Source organism: Paludibacter propionicigenes WB4, from assembly GCF_000183135.1.
Taxonomy (GTDB): domain Bacteria; phylum Bacteroidota; class Bacteroidia; order Bacteroidales; family Paludibacteraceae; genus Paludibacter; species Paludibacter propionicigenes.
Window position 1 is genome coordinate 982,955 of sequence record NC_014734.1, and the last position, 24,579, is coordinate 1,007,533.

A 24,579-nucleotide genomic window follows, 5' to 3' on the forward strand; every position below is an offset into this window, starting at 1 on the left:
ACAAAAACAAATTTCTAAACGAGTAACTTTACCTATCAAAATGGCTGAAAAACGCAATTATAGCAAAAAACCTACAACACCTACTCCAATTCCCGCTAATGAATTTGGTAAACTTCCACCACAGGCTCCTGAACTTGAAGAGGCTGTGTTGGGTGCAATAATGATTGAGAAAGATGCATATTCTCTCATTTCTGAAATTCTAAAGCCCGAATGCTTTTACAAAGTAGCGCATCAAAAGATTTATGAGGCTATAACTACGCTGGCTATGCAACAGGAGCCGATTGATATGCACACGGTTACTGAGCAATTGCGAAAAAACGGAAATATCGACGAGGTAGGCGGACCGTATTACATTACATTACTTACAGCCAAAGTTTCGTCGGCAGCTCACCTGGAGTATCACGCACGTATCATTACGCAGAAATTTCTTGCCAGAGAGCTGATACGGATTTCTACTGAAATACAAACCAAAGCTTTTGACGACAAATCGGATGTGGATGACTTAATGCAGGAAGCAGAAGGAATGCTCTTTGAAGTATCGCAGCGCAACCTGAAAAAAGACGTTACGCAGATCAATCCGGTTATAGAAGAAGCCATTCACCGTATGCAGGCAGCGGCCGAGAAACAAGGTGCCAGCGGTGTGGCTACCGGCTTCCACAGCCTCGATAAGATAACATCAGGTTGGCAAAAATCCGATTTGATTATCATTGCAGCCCGTCCAGCGATGGGGAAAACAGCTTTTGTGCTCTCTATGGCTAAAAACATGGGGGTAGATTATAATCAACCGGTTGCACTGTTCTCGCTCGAAATGTCCAACGTTCAGTTGGTAAACCGTTTGATAATGAACGTATGCGAACTGGAAGGTGAAAAAGTAAAAAACGGACAACTGGACAAAGAAGAATGGAACAAACTGGACAAGGACATAAAAGAATTGATTGATGCTCCCATTTTTGTGGACGACACTCCCAGTTTATCGGTTTTTGAGCTCAGAAGTAAAGCACGCCGGCTGGTAAAAGAGCATAAAGTACAATGTCTGATTATTGACTACCTGCAGTTGATGAATGCCAGTGGTATGAGTTTCGGTAGTCGCGAGCAAGAGGTAAGTATTATTTCCCGCTCGCTGAAAGGACTGGCAAAAGAACTTGATATTCCAATCATTGCACTCTCGCAGCTCAATCGTGGTGTTGAAGGGCGCTCGGGTCTGGAGGGAAAACGTCCTCAATTATCGGATTTGCGTGAATCCGGTGCTATCGAGCAAGATGCCGACATGGTTTGCTTTATCCACCGACCGGAGTACTATCATCTGACCGAAGATGCTCAGGGAAACTCGCTATTGGGAATTGCCGAAATCATTATTGCCAAACACCGTAATGGTGCAACAGGCGATGTACAACTGAAGTTTAAAGGGCAATACGCAAAATTCATGAATAAAGATGACAGAGACAAAGATGACAATCCTTTCAATGCAGGTTATCAGGTTATTTCATCCAAAATGAATGAACCAGCCGGAACTAATTTCTACGGAGATGGCGTTTTAAGTACTCCGCCTGCTTCCAATCCTTTGCTTGGAGGTGGACGAAACGATGAAGTGCCGTTCTGAAAAGCTTAAAAATAATCTACAAAAAAAACTGCTGTAAGGATTATTCTTTACAGCAGTTTTTTTATCTGTTTAATAGTAGCGACTTTACGCTACATCAAACTCATGCTTCTTTCGGATTGTGTTTATACCTGAATAATACGGAAAATAGAATAGCTACTACCAATGCATATCCGGCAAAAGAATACCATATTCCGGGCCAGTCTTTAGCATGTGTTATCGGATTCTCAAACCATTTGGCAATAACGAATCCGGCGATAATATTTCCTAATACGGCACCAACTCCATTGGTCATTAGCATAAAAACTCCCTGCGCCGATGACTGGATAGATGAGTCTGTGTTTTGCTCAACGAACAATGCTCCTGAAATATTGAAAAAATCGAATGCCATTCCGTAAATAATGCACGAAGACACTATCAATGCGAAACCTATGTTGGTATTTCCGGCCAAACCAAATAAACCAAAACGCAATACCCAGGCAAGCATACTGAGCAACATAACATTTTTGATACCCAGCCTCTTCATAAAGAAAGGAATAGCCAAAATGAAAAGAGTTTCCGAAATTTGAGAAATAGACAAAATTATGGTTGAAAAATTATTGATTATGCCCCCTTTCGGAAACACATCTGCATCCTGCAGAAAGCTGTCACCGTAGGCATTGGTCAATTGAAGTGCAGCTCCCAACATTAAACTAAAGACAAAGAACAGCGCCATCTTTTTTTGTTTAAACAGCACAAAAGCTTCTAACCCTAATTTCTGCACCAACGTTCTGGCAGCAAGACTTTTTGGTTCTTTCTTTACGACAGGCAAAAATATGAACGAGAAAAGAGACAGCGCAAAAGCCATTATCGCTGCAATGAAAAAAGACACTTTTATGCTTTGCCCAAAGCCCCACTCTTTGGTAAACAGATTGGTAATCCACATGGCTACAATAAAACCTACTGTGCCCCAAACCCTTATAGGAGGAAAATATGTTGTAGGATCTTTTCCCTCGTTTTTCAACACATTGAAACCAATCGAATTATTAAGACCGATAGTCGGCATATAAAAACTCATAGCCACGAGTAAAACCCAGAAAAACGGCATCGGCGCATCAATAAGCGGCAGAAAACACATCGTCGCTCCAAACAGTAAATGCAAGATAGCATAAACGTACTTAGCCTGCCATTTATCTGCAATAATTCCAAACAATGTTGGCATAATGAGTGATGCAAATCCCATGGTAGAAAACACCAAACCAAATTCAGCTCCATTCCATTGTTTTTCAACAAAGCCGTAATGCCCCAATGTCATCATCCAGGCACCCCATACAAAGAACTGAAGAAAATTCAGTATTATCAAACGTAACTTTAAATTCATGATTTCTTGTTTTACTTAAGTTGTTTATGCTTTTGAAATAATAACTGCGTGGTTTATTTTGAGTCGGAGTGTCTTTTAATGGCATCACGTATAGTGACAGCCAATTCGTATTTTTCTTTATTTATAGCCATTTCGAGCATTTCTTCCAAGGCTGTCAACGGCAATAAATCCAAATCTTCGTCGGTTAAGTCTTCATTATTTTCGGGTAAATTCACCTTTTTTACTTCCTCTTGTGCCTGTGGCTCTACTTCGGTTCCCACAATATTCAGAATTTCCGATTTAATGTATATCGGACAGTCCGAACGCACTGCCAACGCCACAGCATCCGAAGTGCGGGCGTCAATAATCAGAACGTTATCATCTTTTTTGATATAAAGTTCTGAATAAAACACATCATTCACCATATCATAGATCAACACTTTCTGCAATTCGGCCTCAAACACCCCGAGCAAACTCTTGATTAAGTCATGAGTTAGCGGTCTGGGAGATTTCTTGTTGTTCATCTTTAATGCGATAGATTGCGCCTCAGGTTCGCCAATCATCACCGAAAAACGCCGGTTACCAAGCTCTTCGCTCAATACCAGCCCATAAGTCCCCACAACTGTTTGATTGTAAACCAACCCTGTAATTGTCAACTTTATATCAGAATCCATATTTATTCAATTAATAATTAAAGGATTATACTTGACAGTCGTATCCTTATTTTTTCAACATCAAAGCACTATTGCATTTATTTTAACGGGCAACAAATATACAGATATTTTTAAAAGGATAATTCATAAATTAAATAAAACTTTGGTATAAAGGGGATAAATGCTTTTTGAGCTCAAAAACGGAAGTTACCCGAATATATTGGGATATTCATTTCTTTGATGTACTTTTGTTGAGCAAATTATAAAATTCGATGTTCAAAAAATCAAATATACTTATCAGAAACAAGCGGGCTACTTTCGATTATGAAATACTCGACAAGTATCTGGCTGGAATTCAACTATACGGAACTGAAATAAAATCCATCCGGGATGGAAAAGCCAGTTTGGCCGATACGTATTGCACCTTTATCAACAATGAATTGTGGGTAAGAAACATGCATATTGCCACCTATTTTTTTGGCACTTACAATAATCACGACGTGCGCAGAGACCGCAAGCTACTGCTTACCAAAAGAGAACTAAACAAACTCATTCGAGGAACCAAGGAAACGGGTAACACGATCATTCCCACCAAAATGTTTATAAACGACAAAGGATTAGCCAAACTGGAAATAGGACTTGGCAAAGGAAAGAAAACATACGATAAGCGACAGTCTTTGAAAGAGAAAGAGGATAAACGAAGCATAGACAGAGCCATGAGGGCATAAAAAAAGAGCGAATCATTTCGCTCTTTTTTTTATGTTCCGATTTATGCTGTTTTGAATACAAAAACCGCTTAATCTTCTGAGAAGCTGTTTTTTCGAAAGGCTCATCCATGATGTCGATACGATTAATCTGAGATACACGGTTCAGCTTCTCGTTCAGCTCTTTCATAAAATTGGCTTTCCATGCCTTGTGTTTCTCCTTCTTGTCTTCGATAACGGATTTAAAGTGACCGATAACTTTTTCAAGTTCTTCGATATCCAGCAATACCTTGGCTACCAGAAATCCATCTTCTTCCAATACAAGCGATTCTACAACCAACTTATGATTGTTGATAATCGTTTCGATATCTTCCGGATAAATATTCTCACCGCTTGCACCGACTATCGTATTTTTAATTCTACCCTTTATGTAGAGCCTTTTACGCGAATCGAACCGTCCGTAATCTCCGGTTTTAAACCAACCGTCTGCGGTAAGCACTTCTGCTGTCGCTTCGGGGTTTTTATAGTAACCTTTCATCACATTGGGTCCTTTTGCCCAGATCTCTCCTACCCCTTTTTTGTCAGGATTATTTATCTTTAGCTGAACGCCCGGAACAGCAAAACCGGTTGACTGTAATTTTGTTTGTTGAACTCCAGCGCCCGCCAGCAAAGGAGCAGTTTCGGTTAAACCATAACCAATAGCATAGGGAAATTTACCTTCTTTCATAAAGCGCTCCACACGCGAATCGAGTTTAGCTCCTCCAATGCCAAAGAACTTTAGCCTGCCTCCAAAAGTTTGATACAGTTTTTTACCGGCAATACGATGGATGATTTTACGGAAAAGCGGCGTTTTATAAATCATCCGCTTAAATTGGTTGCTGGCGAACTTACTTTGAATTTGGGTTTTATAGAGTTTCTCCATAATTAAAGGTACGGAGAGCATCATAGTAGGCCTTATTTTAGCTAAAGCCGGTAGTAATGCAGCAGCAGTGGGAGGTTTTTCAAGATAATAAATGGATGCACCATACATAATGGGGAACAGCATCCCGATGGAATTTTCATACGTATGCGACAGGGGAAGCAATGACAGAAACACATCGGCTTTGGATATGGACTGAAATGCATCCGATTGCATGGCTATGAATGTTATGCTCTTGTGAGAAAGCACAACACCCTTTGATCTTCCGGTAGTGCCCGAGGTGTAAATTATGGCAGCAGTATCTTCCTCTTCGACGATGATTTTGGAGCAATCAACTGCTTTAGCTTCAGTGTCAGAAGATCCGTTAAGTATCGAAAAATTATCAAGCAGAATTGTAGCTTCCAGCAATGGCAATTCCAGCCCTTCTATTCGCGTAAGCAATCTTTCACTGATAAACAATGCTTTCGATTCGGAATGTAGCAATACGTTTTCTATCTCTACACGGGTAAAATCGGGCAAAACAGGGACTATAACCAGCCCCTTGGAAACTACAGCGAAGTAAGCAACCACCCAGTTGGGCATATTGTGGCTTAACAAGGCTACTTTATCTCCTTTTCGTAAACCGAAAGAGTACAACAGTTTAGAGAGTTCCTCTATTTGCCGACCAAGCTCTTTGTAGGTGATAGGTTTACCATCAACGAATGAAACCGAAAGTTGGGTAGAAAAATTCTTTACAGAATAATCAATCAAAGACTGAAGCGTAAGAGGCTTGGGCTCTATTTTTTTATTCATTCGGTGTGTTTTATCTTAGCATTTCTTCTGCCTAAAAAGTCGCGCAAAGATAAAGCATATAATTGAAAAAGGTGCAGATTTTATATTTTCTTGAAGAAGTGAATATATCAGACCGGATCAGGATTTATAAAGTATAAAGATACAAGGTCTTTTGCTCAATTCAGGAAGCTTCGTTTTCCATTCTTTCACCGTATTGGTTTTGATAAATTCGGTTTCCAAAGTAATGTCCGCAGCAATACATAACCGGGTAGCAGGCTGACAAACCCGGAGAATTTCTTCCAGCATCTTCATATTGCGGTAAGGCGTTTCGATAAAGATCTGAGACTGATTTTCAGAATATGCTCTTGATTCCAGTTTTTTTAAGGCTTTGGAACGTTCGTCGGGCTGTATGGGCAGATAACCGACAAAAGCAAAACTCTGTCCATTGAAACCCGACGCCATAAGCGACAACAAAATGGACGATGGACCAACAAGCGGAACTACCGTAAAATTGTGCCGTTGGGCAATAGCCACCACATCGGCACCCGGATCGGCAATGGCAGGGCATCCGGCTTCGGACAATACGCCAATATCGTTTCCGTCGAACATTGGTTTCAGAAATCCGCTCAATTCCTCGGGCGATGTATGCTGATTGAGAACATAGAAAGTCAGACTGTCAATATCAATGGCAGGGTTCGATTTCTTGAGAAACCGACGGGCTGTACGCACATCTTCCACTATAAAATACCGCAAGGCTGTAACAATCCCGGTATTATACGCGGGAAGAATTCTACTAAAATCACACTCGCCCAGCGAAGTTGGAATAAGGTATAAGTTTGGCATAATTTATTGAATCTTGTTTTTATATTTCTAATGTGCACAGCTTAAGCCTTTACAACTTCAGCAGCATAGGTTTTACCTATTTCATAGTCCTTTATGCTCTGAAGTGTCATCTTTTTGCCCTAAGGGGATGCCTTTATGCTCTAAGGGGTCATCTTTATGCTCCGAGGGGATACCTTTATACTCTGCAATGAAGTCTTCGAACTCTTCCGAACCGTCTTCAAAGTTTTCAGAGCCATACTCAGGTGTTTCGGAGAAGTATTTCGTTAGCAAAGAAACTTCATAGAAAGCAACAAAGTGCCTTACAGAACTTAATCGGCGACTTCAGCTTTCAGGTTATCGGCCTCTTCGCTCAGTATTTCCCACTCGTACACTTTCTGTTCCATTTCACGCTGTTTTTTCTGATAAAGCATAATATAATCATTATCGGATGCGTATTCTGGCAATTCGAGTTGCTTAACCATGGCAGCAATTTCGTCTTCCAGCGCCGAAACCATCTTTTCAACTTCTTCCACTGCTTTTTCGGCTTTTCTTATTTTCCGGTTATGCTCCTTTCTGGCTTCATAACTCATCTTGTTCTCCGAAACCGGTTTTTCTACAGCATCGCTTGTGGCTTTAAGCGAAGTCGCAACCTCCAGTTCTCGCAAGGTATCCATCTTTTTATACTGAAGAAATTCATAGATGCCTCCTAAATGTTCGCGTACTTTTTTGTTGCCAAACTCATACACTTTAGTTACCAGTCCATCCAGAAATTCACGGTCGTGCGAAACCACGATAACCGTTCCATCAAAAGCTTTGATAGCTTCTTTCAATACATCCTTCGAGCGCATATCCAAGTGATTGGTAGGCTCATCCAGAATCAACAAATTGACCGGTTCAAGCAATAGGCGAATCATAGCCAACCTGCTGCGTTCACCCCCTGAGAGTACTTTCACTTTCTTGTCGGAAGCTTCGCCTCCAAACATAAATGCGCCCAGAATATCGCGTATCTTGGTTCGAATATCGCCCACCGCCACGTAGTCAATCGTTTCAAAAACAGTTCTGTTTTCATCGAGCAGCGAAGCCTGATTTTGAGCAAAATAACCGATTTTTACGTTATGTCCCAGTTTCAGTATTCCCGAATACTCTATTTCGCTCATAATACATTTTACGAGCGTACTTTTACCTTCACCGTTTTTACCTACAAAAGCCACTTTTTCTCCCCGGTTGATAATCATCCCGATGTTATCCAGAATCAACTGGTTTCCATACGCTTTTGACAAATGCTCAATCTCCACAGGAATGCTTCCCGACCGCGGTGCAGGCGAAAACTTAAGACTTAATTTTGAATTATCTTCCTGATCAACCTCCAACCGTTCCAGTTTTTCCAGCTGCTTGATGCGCGACTGAACCTGAACGGCCTTGGTTGCCTGATAGCGGTAACGGGCAATAAACTCCTCGGTATCGGCAATCAGTTTCTGCTGATTCTCGTAGGCTCTTACCTGTTGGTCGTGCCTTTCGATGCGCAACTGCACATACTTTGAATAATTTACGTTGTAATCGTAAATCTTACCCAACGAAATTTCGATAGTCCGCGTGGTAACTGCATCAATAAAGGCGCGGTCGTGCGAAACCAACAAAATAGCACTTCCACAAGTAATCAGGAAACTTTCCAGCCATTGTATTGATTCTATATCCAAATGGTTGGTCGGCTCATCGAGTAGTAATACGTCAGGACGTTGCAAGAGGATCTTGGCCAACTCAATGCGCATACGCCATCCGCCACTAAATTCCGAACACTGGCGATCGAAATCCGAACGCAAAAAACCTAGTCCGAGCAATGTTTTCTCTATTTCGCCATAAAAATTACCGTTGCCTATAATCTGTAGATGTTCATTATCCCGAGTCAGCTTCTCTATCAAATCGTGGTACTCTGCCGATTCGTAATCAGTTCTTTCGGCCAGTTCCACATTCATGCGTTCAATTTCGGCCTGCAAATCGGTAATGTGCTCAAAAGCCTTTTCTGCTTCCTGCATCACCGTGGTACCTTCGTTATGAATCATATGCTGTGGCAAATAGCCAATGGACAAATCCTTCGGAATTAAAATCTTTCCTTTCGTAGGAGCCTGCTTTCCGGAAAAAATACGGAGTAATGTGGTTTTACCCGCTCCGTTTTTACCTACTAAGGCTATTCTGTCTTTAGGATTTACTAAAAAACTAATTTCATCAAAAAGCGGCGAGCCGCCAAATTCAACCGTAAGTTGTTCTACAGATATCATATTATAAACTTTCGAGATAATTCTACTCTTAAAAAACTAAATCATTATATTACTTCAACACTTTTCTTTCAACTACTCGCCATAAAATATAGGTAAGCACGCATGCTATTGAAAAAGCTACCGCAACCAATAGTCCGATTGGCCAATTACGCCCGACAATGCCCAGCGCGATGTAAAAAATTGAAATTATTATCAACAAAAACGTCACCTGAAGATGCGTCAAACCAGATTTCAGCAGCCAGTGATGTATGTGGTTTTTATCCGCACGAAAAGGTGAAATTCCATGTATAATCCGGGTAAGCATAACGCGCATAGCATCGAATAAAGGAACAGACAAAACACAAACAGCTACAGCCGGAGCAGCTGACATGTGAAAAGATACAGGAGTTATTACTTTAGTATTTATGTCACAAAACTCAAACACATACAGAGCTATCATATAGCCCAGCAGCAACGAACCTGAATCGCCCATAAATATCTTTCGTTTGCCGGATATTACATTGTATATAAAAAAAACGGCCAAAGAACCTACCATGGCATAAGCCGAGATTGCCAAATTAATGAACAACACCGAATGAAAATAAACAGCAAAAAACAAACAATACAATATCCCCAACCCCGATGCCAAGCCATCAATACCATCTATCAAATTCAACGAATTGATGATCAAAATAAAAACAAAAAATGAAAGCAAATAACTTGCTCCTATCGGCAACTCATATATGCCCAAAAAGCCATGTAGACTTGACATACGAATATCAGAAACTACAATCAGAAAAAAAGCAGAAGCACTCTCCCCAAATAATTTCCAGGCTGGTTTTATATCAATCAAATCATCAACAAATCCTACCAGCAGTATAATAAAAACGCCAACAATCGTAAATTGAAGTTCGCTGAATATAGAGAATGTGAACAAAAACACTGTCAGCAAAAACGAAATAAATATATTTATTCCGCCCACATTGGGGATTATGCCTTCGTGCGAAGTTCTTTTATTGGGCTTTACTACAAAATTTCTTTTTCTGGCAATATTCAGAACCATAGGCATAAAACACAGCCCAATGATAAAAGAAACGAATGCAGAAAGAAAAGGATAGTTCTGAATAAATTTATCAATATCAAGCATTTAAACAATAGACAATTATTACCACTGTAGTACAGAAGTCAATCGATATTTGGAAATTACAACTCCTATACGTATCGACAGCATTACCTGTAAATTCAGGTTGAATTAATTCATTAAAGTATTAAAAATAAAGTGCAAAGATAAGTTTAAAATGCGAAAAACAGATTCAAAAATCAAACATATCATTTAGCGGGCACAAAGTCCGATGTAACCACCTCATTATCTGAACAAAAAACAATACTTTTTTATAATTCACACTCCAAATTGCCGATTGAAAATATAATATTATATCTTTGCACTCTCAATTCAAAAATGAATAAATATGTCGATACACAGTGAAGACTCAAGAAGAGTAACGACTCAAAGATTGTTGGAAATGAAACAACGTGGTGAAAAAATCAGTATGCTCACAGCATACGATTACACCATGGGAACCATTGTTGACAGAGCCGGAGTAGATATAATATTAGTTGGTGATTCTGCATCGAATGTTATGTGTGGAAACATCACTACGCTTCCAATCACATTGGATCAAATGATTTTTCTGGCAAAATCGGTTGTCAGAGGTGTAAACCGGGCGTTGGTTGTAATCGATATGCCATTTGGATCCTACCAGGGTAACTCCAAGGAAGCGCTCGCTTCGGCCATTCGTATCATGAAAGAAACTCATGGAGACTGTTTAAAAGTAGAGGGTGGAGAGGAAATTCTGGAATCAGTTAAACGTATTCTTAGTGCCGGAATTCCTGTTATGGGGCATCTGGGACTTATGCCTCAATCCATAAATAAATACGGATCTTATGCCGTAAGAGCGAAGGATGACAGCGAAGCTGATAAACTTATAAGAGATGCCCATTTGCTCGAAGAAGCAGGATGTTTCGGAATTGTATTGGAAAAAATTCCTGCAAAGCTAGCTCAGAGAGTAGCTGATGAACTTACCATCCCTGTTATTGGAATTGGCGCAGGTGGTGGTGTGGATGGACAAGTGCTGGTACTACACGATATGGTAGGACTGAATCAAGACTTCTCACCACGGTTTCTTCGTCGCTATGCCAACATTCAGGGCATAATGAATGAAGCGATTGGACATTATGTAGAAGATGTGAAATCAGGCGATTTCCCCAACGAAAAAGAGCAGTATTAAGGAATATAATTAAATAGTAATCCCGTCGAACAAAATCATTCGACGGGATTTTTTTATTCTATGTAATAGAAGAATAATCTCTTTTCATTGATTACCTTCATTTAGAGTTAGCAGACAAGCCTTTATCCATGAGCTATGGAATAATCCACCGGCAAATATTTGATAAACCACAGATCAGATTAGTCTTTGTTTCAACAGCTTATGGAAAACCTATATATTTCAACAAGATACTAGTTTTTTTGTTGTTCCGGTAAGTGTGAAGATGAGGTTGTGTTTATTTCCGGCAGAAGAATAAACTTCAATGCTTTATCAGGGTCTATATATTCATTAGCGGCCTCTTTTACTTTCTCTGAGTTCAGTTGCTCAATAGTTTGCTTGCGTTCCTCAATCGTCATAACCGTATCTCCATAACGGTAGGCATAATAAATGTCCAGTAACCAACTAGCGTTTTCTTTTATATCTGTTGCAAGTGTTACACGCATCTTTTCTTTGACTCGCTCCAGCTCTTCACTTGTGGGACCATCCGACATCAAACGTTTAACTTCAAGAATTGCACGTTTGTATAAAGCCTCGTAAGATGCCGTATTCGTGCCAAAAGAAAGTGATAATGACGCTTCAGGTTCATGGTTTTGATTAACTTTTCCTGAAACTTTTACGCCATAAACGCCACTCATTTCCCTGCGAAGACTTTCATATAATCTGGTTTTCAATAGTTCAATAAAAGCACTATAAGCATATGCTTTCTGTTTATCCCAGATGGCTCGTTTTACGAACTTAATGGAAACTTCAGCTTTGTCTTCTGTTCCTTTTTTGAATGTGTAAGTAGCTGGACCTAATAAAGACGTGAAATTTTGTTCTGCATAACCCTGTTTCTTCTTATTGCCGGGAAGTCCTCCTATATACGTCAGAACAAGTGGTTTGATAGAATCAATATCCACATTGCCAACAAATACATAAGTAAATCCGGTAACACTACCAAAACGAGCTTTATAAATTGCAGCAGCTCGATTAAAATCTACCTGATCGAGATTTTCTTTTACCGGCCATCTGTTCCGGCGTGGATTGCCGTTATTCATAAGTTGTTCGACTTGATAATTGAAGTAACTGCTCGGATCATCAAGCAATTTAGCATATTCAGTTTTCTCTTCATTCATCAATCGTTTGAAAGCATTTTTATTAAAATAAGGTGCAGTTTGATATAAATAGAGTAATTGAAAAAATGCTTCACTGTCTTTCAACCCGTATTTACCTGACATCGATTCATTATACAAAACCAAGGATTGAGTTAACGATAAATCTTTTCCTGCCATCAGTCTTTTCAATTGAGTATTATTAATACCATTTACACCACTCTTATCCTGAATCTTGGTTGCATAAAGTGCTGACATGTCATCTTTTGCATTATAGTTGCTAAAACCTCCATTCGATGTAGCTCTGAACAAAACTTGATTATTCTTAAAGTCTGTTTTTTTGAATACGACAGTGGCTCCATTGGATAGTTTCCATTCTATCAATCCGGTTTCCGGAATTGACCTTTCACTGATAATTGTTCCTGCTTTTGGCTTGCTGGACATGAGCTCTTTGACAACTTTATCTTCTCTATACGGCTTAATCTTTTCAGCTCCCACCTGAGCTAGCAAAGTCAAAAACTCTTTTTTGTCTGGATAAGAAATAGAAGCACTCTCCGGACCAGTAACAACAACGACTCGGTTATTATCAGTCATATAATAAGCTACCAGACTATTCAAATCAGTTGTTCTTATTCCCGGTAATGTTTTTTTTACCAATTCATATTCATATTCAATGCCCGGTATAGGTTCACCTGATAGATAATTAACCTGATACTCATCGGCAAAAAGATCAGATGCCGTTTTTCCCCGCTCATTGTACCATCTTTCGTAACGGGACAATAGTTTCATTTTAGCTCTTTCTAATTCATTATTCGTAAATCCGTAGCGTTTCACTCGCTCATTTTCAACAATCAGAGAATGAAAGGCATTCAATATTTTTGAAGGAGCACATCTTGCATAACTGGAATAAGTATCTACTTCACGAAAATAATTTGAGTAACCTGACTCAGCTTCCGAAAAAGGAGGAGTCTCTGTTTCTTGCAATTCCTTTAAACGATCATTAATCATAGAAGAATACAACGCATGGTATATTTTGTGCTCAACATAATCCTGCTGCGTGATTGTTTTTTGGGGCTTGTGTTTATAGGATATTTCTACAGAACAGCCTGATATCTCAGGATCGGTAGCCACCACAACCTTTGTTTCTTTATGGTCTGGCACCGGATTGACCGGGCGGGGTTCGCTATTCTCCGGCATTTTATACACCCCGAATTTTTGAATAATTTCCTTTTCTATTTCGGTTGGATTGATATCTCCAATCACCATGATGGCCATTAAGTCAGGACGATGCCATTTTTTGTAATAATTTCGCAATTCATCTGACGTAAAATGCTTCAGAACTTCTTCTTTACCAATAGGAAGGCGAAGTGGATAAAGGGAACCTGCCAATAGAACCGGAAGATATTTCTCCCGAATTCTGGTGGATGCTTTTTTCCCCAACCGCAGTTCTTCCAGTACAACGCCTCTTTCTCTTTCAATTTCCTTTTCTGAAAGAGTCAGATTCATCGCCCAGTCTTTTAGTACGGTTAACCCTACATTCACCTTATCCGATGGAATAGGTAAATAATAGATTGTTTCGTCAAAAGAAGTATAGGCATTTAAATCTTTTCCAAAACGAACACCCATACCTTCGAGGGTTTTTATCAACTCAGCATTCGGAAACGATTCGGTTCCATTGAAAGACATATGCTCCAAAAAGTGCCCCAATCCTTGTTGTTTCTCGGTTTCTAAAATAGAGCCCGCATTAATAACCAATCTCAATTCTACTTTATTCTCCTGAGCTTTATTCTGACGTATATAGTATGTAAAACCATTGTCAAGCGTTTTCTTGATAGTTTTAGCATCGACAGGAATAACCTCGTCCGGAGAATAAACAAAAGATTGTGCCAGTAAACTCATTGGACTAAGTAAAAGCACAAACGGGAGTATCTTTAATAATTTCATTTTTATTGTTTTAGAAATTGTATCCAACAGATGCAGATACATTGGTTCTGTTTAATTTATCTTCCGTCCGCAATAGGCTGAAAGAACTTTTCGCGTACAGACAAGTCTTATTTTTTAGATTGTGTCCATATAAAACATGAGCCTGCAATTGACCATAATTTTGAGTCAGTATTGTTGCGTCACTATTTACTAGTTCGGTTTCTATTGTTTTATCCAGCGGTTCCCTTGGAGTATATCGGTTCTTATCATTCCACACGCCCCGGAAACTACCTTCCAAACCAACCTGCAATAAGTTTGTTTTTTTTATATTGAAGTTTCTTAAAGCATTGAGTGTAGCAGTATAACTGTTGAATTTGAGAAAAGAATTCATCACTACGTACTCATCAATATATTCTGTTAGTTTTCCGTTTAGAGAAAATTTCCATTTGTAGGATGTGGTGGTTCCATCAAACAAATAAAGATTATACCCGGCTTTCCATTCTTTCTGAGAAACAACAGATCGATGGGAAGCCTCTGAACTTGTCACCCAGGCATTCACTTCTGACGAAGAATTAAAAATCTGAATAATCTCCCGACCCGAACGATTCGTTTCATTATAACCTACAGATAATGCATGTTTTACAGAATATTCTTTGTTATAGAAATCCACATGCAGTTGTCCTTTCCAATTATTTTCATACAATCGTCCGCGTTGACGGGGTTTATTGTTTTCTATATCATTGGCATTTTCTACATAGTTTTCATAGATTCCATCCAAAAACACGTTCATCCGATCCGATTTATAACCATATTGTACGCCACCACCAAAGCCATCTCCGGTATATTGGCGTTCGCGTTCGTTCGTGCTAAACAAGTCATGCGTATATTGTCCCATTCCTTTCATGAGGTATATTTTTTGGGGATTTCCTGTATCATACAAAATCATGTTACTATTTTCACGAAAACGTCTGTAACTAAAGTTTCCCCCTAAGGAATGTCTTTTCTGAATTAAGGTGAAAGATGGAGCTACCTGAATAGCATTTGAATTTGCTTGCGGACGAGGATCAATACTCTTTGCACCCCTTCCTACTGCTAGTCTTCCATCAAGACCAAAAGAAATAAAATGATAATAAATAGGTGAAGCAATCCTTGTCCACATATCATATGTTTGCTTTTTCCAATTTCCACCAGTGCTATCTGCTATGATATAAGGTGTACCTCGGTAGGGATTCAGAATAGATGTAAACTGAACATTTTTCTCGAAAGCTTCTTTGAAATTGAAGCCACCAACAACATAGAACTTTCCCATAGTGACGGCTCCTTCCGCAGAAAAGAGACAGTTGTTATAGGAACTGGCTTGCTGGGGACGGTGATAATTTCCGTCTGAATATTCGTAGGTGAGGTTCACATCGGAATAGTTTATCCGCGAGCCAAGTGATAGGCCGGAAGCATTGTCTGAAGACAAATGATATTCACTTTCTTTAAAATAGTGCATTTCAAAAAGCTCTGCATATGGCTTTCCAAGCAAAGTATCGTTTCTTGTTTGTGCTGTAAGTTGTATTGGTAAAACAATTGTAGAAATTGCAGCTTTGTATAGTATTGATGTATAACGCATATCCTTTTTTTATTTAAAAATAGCTTTCGGGCTTACTTCAAAATCTTCGGTCGAATTATTGGAATCCTGATAAATAAGTCTTCCATTTTTGTTGCCAATGATCTTTCGAATCACACTGGAGCCAGTATAGGTTCCTGCAACGGTAGCAAAACCACTGTCCAACATGGGAGGAAAACGTTTGGTGTTTGTAACAGTCTTATTCTGAATTAAATCAACCGCATCAATTATGAACTTTACCGGGACTTTTTTACATAACCAATACTCCTCATTTTCAAATGGATCTTGAAAAGCTTCTGGAAGTGTAACAGTTCCGAAACCGGAGAACTCTTCTTTGGTAGCTTGGATCAATACCATTCCTTGTCCAAGCACACTGATGCGCCAGAGGTCTCCATAGTCCGGCCAAAAAGCTCTGGACATATTGACAGCCGGAAAATCCGTATATTTGTTGGAAGGATCTGAAGAATAGGCTTCATAATCAGCATCTATTAAATTAACAGGCGAAGAAAGATTGTACTGGCTGTCTTGATTGTGGGGAGCTGCCATGGTTGCTATCGTGACACTTTGACCTGGCTGTATGTATACCGGATTTTCTCCAGCTACAATTTTCCAAATAGCTTGCAAATAAACATGTTTATATTCTCCTTGTGTCTCACCCGGCCAAAGAGGTCCAGTAACACCGATTCCCCCGTAGTTTTCGGTGTTAGCTATGTAGACATTGTTCAGAAGAACAGGATTATCTGAATTATTATAGATAGTATAGAAATTATCATTTCGATAGCTACCATTCGATGGAGTACGTGACCCACAATAGTATAGTTCCTTAAATATCAGAGAACTCTGAGTTGGCAAAATCAAGTCTATATCACTCAACAATGGCGTTTCTCCCTGTTTAAAATTCACACTGGACTTAAATCCAATCAGATTGGATCCATCAACAGCGTTTTTACCTGTTACCTGAGTTACTTCTGCGGCTGTAAGAGTTCCCGTAACACTGATCGTATACTCTCCGGGAAGCAATTGAACCAACGTGAATTTTCCCCAAAGATCGCTTTTGAACTGATAGGTAATTTGTTCGGTGGTATTAGTCAACGTCATGGACAAAGGATTAGAAAAAGGGCTGGTATCTCCGAACATTTTATATTTCAGGTGCAAATTTATTTCAGGTGCAAACGCAGAATCGATGGCTATGTCTTTCCGACAAGAAGACAATATACAATTGCCAATCAACAATAAATAAAGGATGTATTTTTTCATTCTATTAAAATTTAAACCAAATTTCTGTTCCGAAAAATTGTTCAGGATTTCGCGAGGTGTAATTTCCTGGATTTCGTTTACTCTCCTCCAAAGTGTTGCTATTGAAGAGATTGTTAACAAAAAATGCAAAACCACCAAACTTCTTGATTTCTTTGGTCAGCCTTAGATTAAACAGGCTTAGTGGTTTGTAAGATTCTGTTATCTCCCGATTGACCAGTATTTGTCGTTGGATATCTGGGTCAATTGTGCTGCCGGCTACCAGTGTAGTATATTGCAAATTAGTAGCAGAGATATACCCGATGGGGTATTTATTTTCCAATCCAATATATTTGCTGATGTCAGACCATATGGTTTGTACAGATAATGAGATGACAAAACCTATCCGCGGAATGTTATGAATGATACGCAAATTTGTGGATAATCGTTCATCCAAATTACCATCGCCGCTTCCGTACACTCCGATATTTTTATACGTTCCATTTGCATCGGGACTTTTTTCATAAAATGAATTTGAAGTGGAATACAACTTACTCTGCATCCATGCGCCGTTCAAGATAAAAGAAGTTTGAATAGCTCTAATTTGCCCAAAGTCAAAATCAAACTCTACCCCTTTGTTATCATTAACTTTATTATTAAGAGGCGTGTAGTAGCTAAGCACAACTTTGGAGGTTTTATCAACGGTTAACTCAGGATAAGTTCCCGCACGATTAACGCCTGTATATTTTACAAGATCAAACAAATGATAGCTATTTATACTGGTACCAAAAGAATAACCGTTAGTTAGTTTTTCATGATAGCCGGTCACTGAAAATACCATTTGACCCAAGTTTAGCTCTAACCCAAGTTCGCTTTTGCTATTTTTAGCTATTTTCAAATTTGAATTATCTGTATCATAAACTTTTGTTGTGACGATACTTAGCTTTTGCGCTTCGGTCAATCCGGTCAATCCGGAGTTATCATAGTTGATAAAATCATAATATGCATTTTCCGGATATAGAAACATTAAAGGAGGCGCTTTGGCAGTAATCCCGTATCCTCCACGCAGGCTGAGAATGGATGGAATGATTTCGTACGAAAGATTTACACGCGGAGAAATCACTGTTTCTCCCTCCTCTTTTCCGGGTTGAATGGCATCCAAACGTGCCCCTAATTGAATTTTGAATGTTCGTTCAAAAATAATTCTTTCTGCATTGTCTTCTACAAACAAGGAGAATTGATTCAAAGCAGGAATATCTGTGTAAGGTCTCATCCGAACTCCACTAGAAGGTGGCATTAATGGATCAAACACTTTGCCTCGACCAAAATTCACATCTGTTTTCCACTCGGCACCGGCTACAATTCGGTTCTTAATATTCCAAAAATCAACAAAATAGCTAGAAGTCAGTTTTGCAAATAAATTAAGAGGCTTTCCGTAAGTAGTTGTTTTTGTCAGAAACTCATAGGGAAGTATGTTTGTTGAGGCTTGATGATCGCCAATATTTGTAATTTGATTGCCAAAGGCATCAAAAATTTCTTCTTTTCTATTTGAAGCTATAGTTCCATCCTTCATTGCTGAGGTAACCATATATCCAAAATTTCCTTTTATTTCCTGATTATAGCCTTTTTGTACCTCATAATTAGCGGACAAATTCAAACGAACTACTTTTAAAAAATTCTTATCACAATTCCAAGCTATATTGGTATTGAACTTATAACCTGTATTCTTTGACGAACGCTCACGTTGGTATCGTGTATCGGAAGGGTCTAACTTCTGAGCATCCAAGTCCGAATAAAAGCTCAAACCTGTAGTTGTGGTTAATTTATTCTTGAAATTTTTAGAATATAACAGATTTCCGGTAAACCGCTGAAAACCTTGAGATGGTCGTCGCTCATCAACCAGAGACTTGGCATAATCAAAATCAACACTTATATTTCCGGCCTTTTTACCAAGATTGAAACCTTTTCCAATGGAAGCCTGAGTCAAAGTTGGGTTTATTTTAAATTTAGTTTGTAAAGGATAGACTCCTGCTTTCGGATTGATAATAATAACTCCGGAAGTCAGATCACCATATTCTACTGAAGGTATTCCCCTGATCACATCAACAGACTCAATATTGTCAACAGCTATTTGTCGCATATCTGTGCCCGAACCTGCCACCGAACTGAAACTGGTATTCAAAGAACCGTCCTTTGCGGTATTTCCAATTTGCAGATTGGCATTGTTTGAAATGGGTGATCCATTTACGACAATAGAAGTTCCCATACTGTTAAGCGCATCTGACTGTACCTGTCGCAACGACGCTTTTCCTGGAGAATTAAGTGTTGGATTGGAAGCCAACTGACCCGGAAGAAGTTCCATAATATCTGTCAGACTAGTGGCTTGAAGATGGTCTATAGCTGTACGTGAAATAGACGAAGAAGTTGAAGCTCCTATTCGGTTACTTTTTGCTGTCACAACCACCTTTTCTAAGGTAAAATCAGCTTCGCCCATATAAAACTTTGACTCAGAATTATTTTCGGCTCCAATAGTCACTTTCTTTACAATACTTATCATTCCAACAAAACGAATATTAATATCCGTTACTCCCACAGGCACTTGTTTCAATAAAAACATGCCGTTTGAATCGGTAATGGTATAAATCCCATACTGAGGAAGATTCACCGTTGCACCCGGAATAGGTTCTTTCGTTTTTTGTTCAAGTACAACTCCCTTATAATTGGCTATTTTTAAATTTGAAGAGCCTTGAGCCATGAGCGTACATGGAAGAATTACCATGATATATGAGAAAAGAAGAAAACGGGGAAAAAGTTTGCTGACAAAGTTCTTATTCATAAATGTAAAAAATCAGGGGAAACAATAATAAGAAAAACAGCCAAACAGCCTCGAATTGATATTCAAAAGCTGTCTGGCATATAATAGCAACAAATTTATCAGACTAAAATAGTTTTAGTCTTTAATACATCTGATAGGCATGGCAACGTTTACTTCATTTTCATTACCTTTCTTTCCCAACATGATATCATAATTGTCACTTAAAGTATAAGCATACTTGAATGCTCTGGAAGATGTTGGAGTATCTGGATTAAGAGCTGCTGACCAAATATAGGCTGCCTTGGGAAGATAAACTCCGACTTTAGCCGCTGCACGAGCAGTAGAATCAGCTCCAACAATACGAATGTATCCGGTTCTAGCCAATGCTAATTTACTATACAATGCTTTGGCTGCATTAAACTCTGCCTCTGTTTGATCGGTCAGTCCATCATAATCAGCCCATGCTGCAGCTGTTATTTTTTTCATTTCAACTAAATTCGGAATTCTCCATCCACATGGACATGGTGTATTTTCAGCTTTCGACCAATCTTTCGCACTTGCTGAAGGTGCATTCCATTCTTTATCATAATTTGTGATAGAACTACTATCTGCACTAATCTTAACCGGAGTGTTTTTACCCCATTGGTAGTAATTGCCAATAGCAGCTTTGCTAGGTGCTTTCGAATTGTATTTTTCTGTCGCTCCAACATTTCTATCAAGCATATAAAAACCTAGTTCGGCTTTTGTATCCAAAACTTCATACGTAGTCCAACTAGGAGTACCTGTTCCGTCATCCGGTTTTACTTCATCACTACTTTTACATGATACTAAAAGCAAAGAAGCTACTGTAAAAAGAAACCATTTTTTTTTCATACCGTCATTTTTAATTTTAATTATATATTTATTTAAATTCGTATTTGTCAAATACCTCAATATTAAAAAAAGTTACGCAAGACAGTTGTAATTGGTAAATAGTTTACAAAACTTATTTCTTTTACTTTGCAAACAAATAATCAATTCACATCCATCAAGCTATAGTAGATCTAAAAGCAAGTCTCGTAACTTTTACATTAAAATTTTATCATGTAAGCCAAAGGAATTCATCAAACAGCAATCACTTTCCATTGCTTAATGGAGAGTGAGGTAAAAATTAGCATAGCAGATTATAGATTGAAAGAGAAATAAATAAGAGTGTAATTAAGCAGACAGTAAAATTATGTAGATCGTAAATTGACCTGCTGTTGAATTTTCATTAATTACACTACTAAATTAGTCTGTATTTAATAAGTGGTAAAATTTATAGTCAATTATTTTTGGACAAACGCAAAACTATATATCGCTAAAAAACAGACTAATATATTTTTAAAAGCAATTATTTTTGGACAAGAGGAAATGAAAAAGAAAAAAATGTGATAAAATGACATAAAATAAGGACGTAAATAGCAATATTGTTTGAAATTAATAAATATATCATCCTTTTTATTGATATCTAATTTCCAACAAACTAATCTCGATCTTGAGCTCTTATTAAATAAGCTTATCGTTAAATTGTTTTAGATATTCATCAAGCATTTTAGCTCCTTTCAATTGGAGTTTTAATGCCAGACGTTGCTTTAGTTTGTATAAACTATTTGCTGAAACATTGAGCACAATCATTCTTTCGGCTAGAGTTACATCTAGCAAGTGTAAACAACACCAAATAATTTCAGCATGTTTGATATCGGGATATGAACTTTCTAATACACTCACTAAATTATTAAAAGTATAGTTCATTAATCGGGAAAATTCAGCCCAATCATTCAGATGGAGTTTTGATTGATAGATTTGTAACACCATAGCATCACGCTCACTCTGCGTAGTTTTCTTCCAGATATTAGCAAGTTTCTGTTTTTCAAGAATAATCTCTTGTTGCACACCCAAAACAAGGCTACTTTGCTTCTTAGCCAGCACAGAATGTGCCTGCTGAATTTGCTTTTCGTGTAGTTGCTTATTCTTTTTATTTTGAGTGTATAGATAATACTGAATAGTAAGTCCAAGAAATAACACAGTGCAGAATAAACCAGCAAAAATAATAATGCTTCTTTTACCCATCTTAATTTTTTGTTATCCTGATGTATCCTTTCTAATACAGCCACTTTAGTTTGCGATTCAATTTTCTTTATTGAATCGCTACAAGCACTATACAAATTCATATAATGAGCCAAATCCTTCATTTTTCTTTGACGAAATGCAATATTTCTCAAAATGAGATAACATCCCTGCCGAATACTAATATCAGGTTTGAATTTCATCGCTTCTGTTGCGTAAAACCAGGCAGAATCTAACTGTCTTATATCAAAATACACGTCAGCAAGCAGGTAATAGCGAATAGCACGATTATTACCAATATAGGGATAATGAATAATGGGGTGTAAGTAATACAATGTAGAATCATATTGTTTTGCCACATAATATTTTTGGGCAATTTCCTGCATACAACTCGCCTTTGACATGGAATCGGTAGCCTGAGATAAAGCTTGCTTGTAATATAACATAGCACTATCGTATTTGTGCACCGCAAAATAAGTTCGGCCTACATCTAATAGTCCCTCTAATGCATGTAATTTAAAACTAGCTTTAGTAAAATATTCATATTTGTACTTATACTCCGCCCGTGCCTTAATATAATCTTGTTGCTTGAAGCAAATGGTTCCTAAATCGGAATATATTCTTCCTAACAACGCAAAGTCTTTGGTTTTATCAGCATTATCTACTGCTTTCATTAAGCACATAGTGGCATCTTCGTAGCGTAAAGCGTATTTATACATCCGCCCTTTATACAAATAAGCAGCAGCCAGAGATGATTTTTTCCCGACACGTTCGTAATAATCTATAGAATAATTGATAAGAGTGTCTGGGGTAAGGGTGAGAAAGTTTTTATCTAACGCCTGAAACATAAGTAGGCCATAGAGAGCCTTACTGGAATTCGGCATGTAGCTATTCGGCGAAATATGTTGCAAAATATGTAACGACGAGTCGGGAGCAGATTCCATAAGTAGCTCCGCACGTTGCAAATCTTTTGGGGTATGCGAACAGCCCGTTAAAGATAGCAATAGTAAAATTAAGCTATAAATATTCAACCGTTTCATACTGCAAAGGTAATTTAAATTACAAGCATATTAACCTGTCACAGAAAATATCTTTCACAAAAAAATCCTACCCTGAATAAATTCAAAGCGGTATAAATACTATTTTTAAACCGCTTTGATATTTATTTTAGAATGCGGCAAACTACAGAAAAAAAGATTGAACACAGATTAAGATTGGGACAAGCGATATCGATGAAAAATGAGTAATTATTTGTAAAATATAGGTGCGAGGAAAATTATTAATAGCACATTCTCAAACAAATCGAATGGCGTTGCTCCATATATCTTGTTTGTACCAATTAATCCAAGGCTAAACGACAAAAGTCAGACCTAATAGTCTGACTTTAAAGTTACTTACAAAAAAAATGTATTAGCAAAAATAGAAATTCTGACTAAGAAAAACCTATCTCCAAATTTCGCACAATCACATACCAGACATTAGCAAAAAGCTGCCTAATTGGACGCCCTACTACACATGGTCGTTGTTTTGTTTCTATTCAACCATATTATGAAAGACATTTTGAACATCTTCGTCATCTTCAATCTTATCAAGTAATTTCATTACCTGAGCTTTTTGTTCTTCGTTCAGTTCCTTCATATCATTCGGTATACGCTCAAACTCAGCGCTAAAAATTTCAAATCCGTTTTCTTCCAAATATTTTTGAATAGAAGAATACGATTGGAACTCACCATATAAAACAATGCCGCCATCCTCGTCTTCAACCAGCTCATCTACTCCAAAGTCAATTAATTCCAGCTCCAAATCTTCCATCGATACATCCGGTTTAGCTGCAATTTTAAAAACACATTTATGATCGAATAAAAACTGCAAACAACCCGAAGTTCCCAATGAGCCACCGTGACGGGTCAGATAGCTTCTTATATTGGCAACAGTACGCGTTGGATTATCGGTAGCAGTTTCAATAACAATCGCAATTCCGTTAGGACCATACCCCTCGTAAACCATTTCTTTGTAATCCGCTTCATCCTTCGATGTTGCCTTTTTGATAGCACGTTCCACATTTTCTTTGGGCATATTCTCTTTCTTGGATTGCTGAATCAAAACCCTCAAACGAGGATTTGTATCAGGCTCCGAACCGCCCTCACGAACGGCAATAGTAATCTGTTTACCTAGTTTTGTAAAAACGCGGGCCATATTACCCCAACGTTTCATTTTAGTCGCTTTTCTATATTCAAACGCTCTTCCCATATTATATTATTTCTGATTATATTTATCCAAGTATTGCTTTTGCAATTAATACCGCCACGATACAATGTGCCGATTTCGGTGCACAAAAGTATTAAAACACTCGCAAACTACCATCGATTGTTTCATTTTTTTTGAAATAAAAAAGGGAGTTTGAAATTTCAACTCCCTTTGATTTAAATA

The 24,579-nt window shown here is 38.2% G+C and carries 16 protein-coding genes and 1 pseudogene; 3 read left to right on the forward strand and 14 right to left on the reverse strand.

What is annotated here, in order from left to right:
• Positions 1–40 precede the first annotated feature (40 nt).
• On the forward strand, positions 41–1,600 hold the full coding sequence (gene dnaB, locus PALPR_RS04060; protein ID WP_013444346.1) for a replicative DNA helicase: 1,560 nt from the start codon (positions 41–43) through the stop codon (positions 1,598–1,600).
• 100 nt (positions 1,601–1,700) lie between these two features.
• Here the strand turns inward: dnaB and PALPR_RS04065 are convergent, their stop codons facing one another.
• Both PALPR_RS04065 and PALPR_RS04070 read right to left on the reverse strand, forming a co-directional pair.
• On the reverse strand, positions 1,701–2,957 hold the full coding sequence (locus PALPR_RS04065; protein WP_013444347.1) for an MFS transporter: 1,257 nt from the start codon (positions 2,955–2,957) through the stop codon (positions 1,701–1,703).
• Positions 2,958–3,010: 53 nt separating this feature from the next.
• Positions 3,011–3,610: a bifunctional nuclease family protein gene (locus PALPR_RS04070; RefSeq protein WP_013444348.1), complete on the reverse strand. Its 600-nt coding sequence runs from the start codon at positions 3,608–3,610 to the stop codon at positions 3,011–3,013.
• A gap of 251 nt (positions 3,611–3,861) precedes the next feature.
• On the opposite strand from PALPR_RS04070, the gene smpB reads away from it, so the two are divergent.
• The gene (gene smpB / locus PALPR_RS04075; protein ID WP_013444349.1) at positions 3,862–4,317 is read left to right on the forward strand and encodes an SsrA-binding protein SmpB; all 456 of its coding nucleotides are present in this window, start codon (positions 3,862–3,864) and stop codon (positions 4,315–4,317) included.
• 511 nt (positions 4,318–4,828) lie between these two features.
• Here the strand turns inward: smpB and PALPR_RS04080 are convergent.
• The 4 genes and pseudogenes from PALPR_RS04080 to PALPR_RS04095 form a co-directional block, all read right to left on the reverse strand.
• A pseudogene (locus PALPR_RS04080) lies at positions 4,829–6,004 on the reverse strand (AMP-binding protein); the annotation flags it as partial.
• Positions 6,005–6,121: 117 nt separating this feature from the next.
• The gene (locus PALPR_RS04085; RefSeq protein ID WP_013444351.1) at positions 6,122–6,826 is read right to left on the reverse strand and encodes an SAM-dependent methyltransferase; all 705 of its coding nucleotides are present in this window, start codon (positions 6,824–6,826) and stop codon (positions 6,122–6,124) included.
• A gap of 308 nt (positions 6,827–7,134) precedes the next feature.
• A complete protein-coding gene (locus PALPR_RS04090) occupies positions 7,135–9,081 on the reverse strand; it encodes an ABC-F family ATP-binding cassette domain-containing protein (RefSeq protein ID WP_013444352.1) in 1,947 nt (648 codons plus the stop codon).
• A gap of 49 nt (positions 9,082–9,130) precedes the next feature.
• Positions 9,131–10,207 carry a glycosyltransferase family 4 protein gene (locus tag PALPR_RS04095; RefSeq protein ID WP_013444353.1) on the reverse strand — a complete coding sequence of 359 codons (1,077 nt, stop codon included), beginning with the start codon at positions 10,205–10,207 and terminating at the stop codon, positions 9,131–9,133.
• Between the two features lie 322 nt (positions 10,208–10,529).
• On the opposite strand from PALPR_RS04095, the gene panB reads away from it, so the two are divergent.
• Positions 10,530–11,348 carry a 3-methyl-2-oxobutanoate hydroxymethyltransferase gene (gene panB / locus PALPR_RS04100; RefSeq protein ID WP_013444354.1) on the forward strand — a complete coding sequence of 273 codons (819 nt, stop codon included), beginning with the start codon at positions 10,530–10,532 and terminating at the stop codon, positions 11,346–11,348.
• Positions 11,349–11,578: 230 nt separating this feature from the next.
• Here the strand turns inward: panB and PALPR_RS04105 are convergent, their stop codons facing one another.
• The 8 genes from PALPR_RS04105 to PALPR_RS04140 all read right to left on the reverse strand — a co-directional run bounded on the left by PALPR_RS04105 (position 11,579) and on the right by PALPR_RS04140 (position 24,399).
• On the reverse strand, positions 11,579–14,422 hold the full coding sequence (locus PALPR_RS04105; RefSeq protein ID WP_171805018.1) for a M16 family metallopeptidase: 2,844 nt from the start codon (positions 14,420–14,422) through the stop codon (positions 11,579–11,581).
• 10 nt (positions 14,423–14,432) lie between these two features.
• The gene (locus PALPR_RS04110; protein ID WP_013444356.1) at positions 14,433–16,016 is read right to left on the reverse strand and encodes a DUF6850 family outer membrane beta-barrel protein; all 1,584 of its coding nucleotides are present in this window, start codon (positions 16,014–16,016) and stop codon (positions 14,433–14,435) included.
• A 9-nt stretch (positions 16,017–16,025) separates the two neighbouring features.
• On the reverse strand, positions 16,026–17,270 hold the full coding sequence (locus tag PALPR_RS04115; RefSeq protein ID WP_013444357.1) for a DUF4876 domain-containing protein: 1,245 nt from the start codon (positions 17,268–17,270) through the stop codon (positions 16,026–16,028).
• Between the two features lie 4 nt (positions 17,271–17,274).
• A complete protein-coding gene (locus PALPR_RS04120; RefSeq protein ID WP_013444358.1) occupies positions 17,275–20,082 on the reverse strand; it encodes a TonB-dependent receptor in 2,808 nt (935 codons plus the stop codon).
• 114 nt (positions 20,083–20,196) lie between these two features.
• Positions 20,197–20,934 carry a fibrobacter succinogenes major paralogous domain-containing protein gene (locus PALPR_RS04125; RefSeq protein ID WP_041620205.1) on the reverse strand — a complete coding sequence of 246 codons (738 nt, stop codon included), beginning with the start codon at positions 20,932–20,934 and terminating at the stop codon, positions 20,197–20,199.
• Between the two features lie 654 nt (positions 20,935–21,588).
• On the reverse strand, positions 21,589–21,834 hold the full coding sequence (locus PALPR_RS04130; RefSeq protein ID WP_148226422.1) for a hypothetical protein: 246 nt from the start codon (positions 21,832–21,834) through the stop codon (positions 21,589–21,591).
• Between the two features lie 26 nt (positions 21,835–21,860).
• On the reverse strand, positions 21,861–23,189 hold the full coding sequence (locus PALPR_RS04135; protein ID WP_148226423.1) for a tetratricopeptide repeat protein: 1,329 nt from the start codon (positions 23,187–23,189) through the stop codon (positions 21,861–21,863).
• 493 nt (positions 23,190–23,682) lie between these two features.
• On the reverse strand, positions 23,683–24,399 hold the full coding sequence (locus tag PALPR_RS04140) for a YebC/PmpR family DNA-binding transcriptional regulator (protein WP_013444359.1): 717 nt from the start codon (positions 24,397–24,399) through the stop codon (positions 23,683–23,685).
• Between the last annotated feature and the right edge of the window lie 180 nt (positions 24,400–24,579).

Bases quoted from the DNA above. Each gene is read 5' to 3' on its own strand.
- PALPR_RS04065 (WP_013444347.1), bottom strand. From the start codon at position 2,957: ATGAATTTAAAGTTACGTTTGATAATACTGAATTTTCTTCAGTTCTTT.
- PALPR_RS04070 (WP_013444348.1), bottom strand. From the start codon at position 3,610: ATGGATTCTGATATAAAGTTGACAATTACAGGGTTGGTTTACAATCAA.
- PALPR_RS04115 (WP_013444357.1), bottom strand. From the start codon at position 17,270: ATGAAAAAATACATCCTTTATTTATTGTTGATTGGCAATTGTATATTG.
- PALPR_RS04120 (WP_013444358.1), bottom strand. From the start codon at position 20,082: ATGAATAAGAACTTTGTCAGCAAACTTTTTCCCCGTTTTCTTCTTTTC.
- PALPR_RS04125 (WP_041620205.1), bottom strand. From the start codon at position 20,934: ATGAAAAAAAAATGGTTTCTTTTTACAGTAGCTTCTTTGCTTTTAGTA.
- PALPR_RS04090 (WP_013444352.1), bottom strand. From the start codon at position 9,081: ATGATATCTGTAGAACAACTTACGGTTGAATTTGGCGGCTCGCCGCTT.
- PALPR_RS04130 (WP_148226422.1), bottom strand. From the start codon at position 21,834: ATGAACTATACTTTTAATAATTTAGTGAGTGTATTAGAAAGTTCATAT.
- PALPR_RS04085 (WP_013444351.1), bottom strand. From the start codon at position 6,826: ATGCCAAACTTATACCTTATTCCAACTTCGCTGGGCGAGTGTGATTTT.
- PALPR_RS04105 (WP_171805018.1), bottom strand. From the start codon at position 14,422: ATGAAATTATTAAAGATACTCCCGTTTGTGCTTTTACTTAGTCCAATG.
- smpB (WP_013444349.1), top strand. From the start codon at position 3,862: ATGTTCAAAAAATCAAATATACTTATCAGAAACAAGCGGGCTACTTTC.
- dnaB (WP_013444346.1), top strand. From the start codon at position 41: ATGGCTGAAAAACGCAATTATAGCAAAAAACCTACAACACCTACTCCA.
- PALPR_RS04140 (WP_013444359.1), bottom strand. From the start codon at position 24,399: ATGGGAAGAGCGTTTGAATATAGAAAAGCGACTAAAATGAAACGTTGG.
- panB (WP_013444354.1), top strand. From the start codon at position 10,530: ATGTCGATACACAGTGAAGACTCAAGAAGAGTAACGACTCAAAGATTG.
- PALPR_RS04135 (WP_148226423.1), bottom strand. From the start codon at position 23,189: ATGAAACGGTTGAATATTTATAGCTTAATTTTACTATTGCTATCTTTA.
- PALPR_RS04110 (WP_013444356.1), bottom strand. From the start codon at position 16,016: ATGCGTTATACATCAATACTATACAAAGCTGCAATTTCTACAATTGTT.
- PALPR_RS04095 (WP_013444353.1), bottom strand. From the start codon at position 10,207: ATGCTTGATATTGATAAATTTATTCAGAACTATCCTTTTCTTTCTGCA.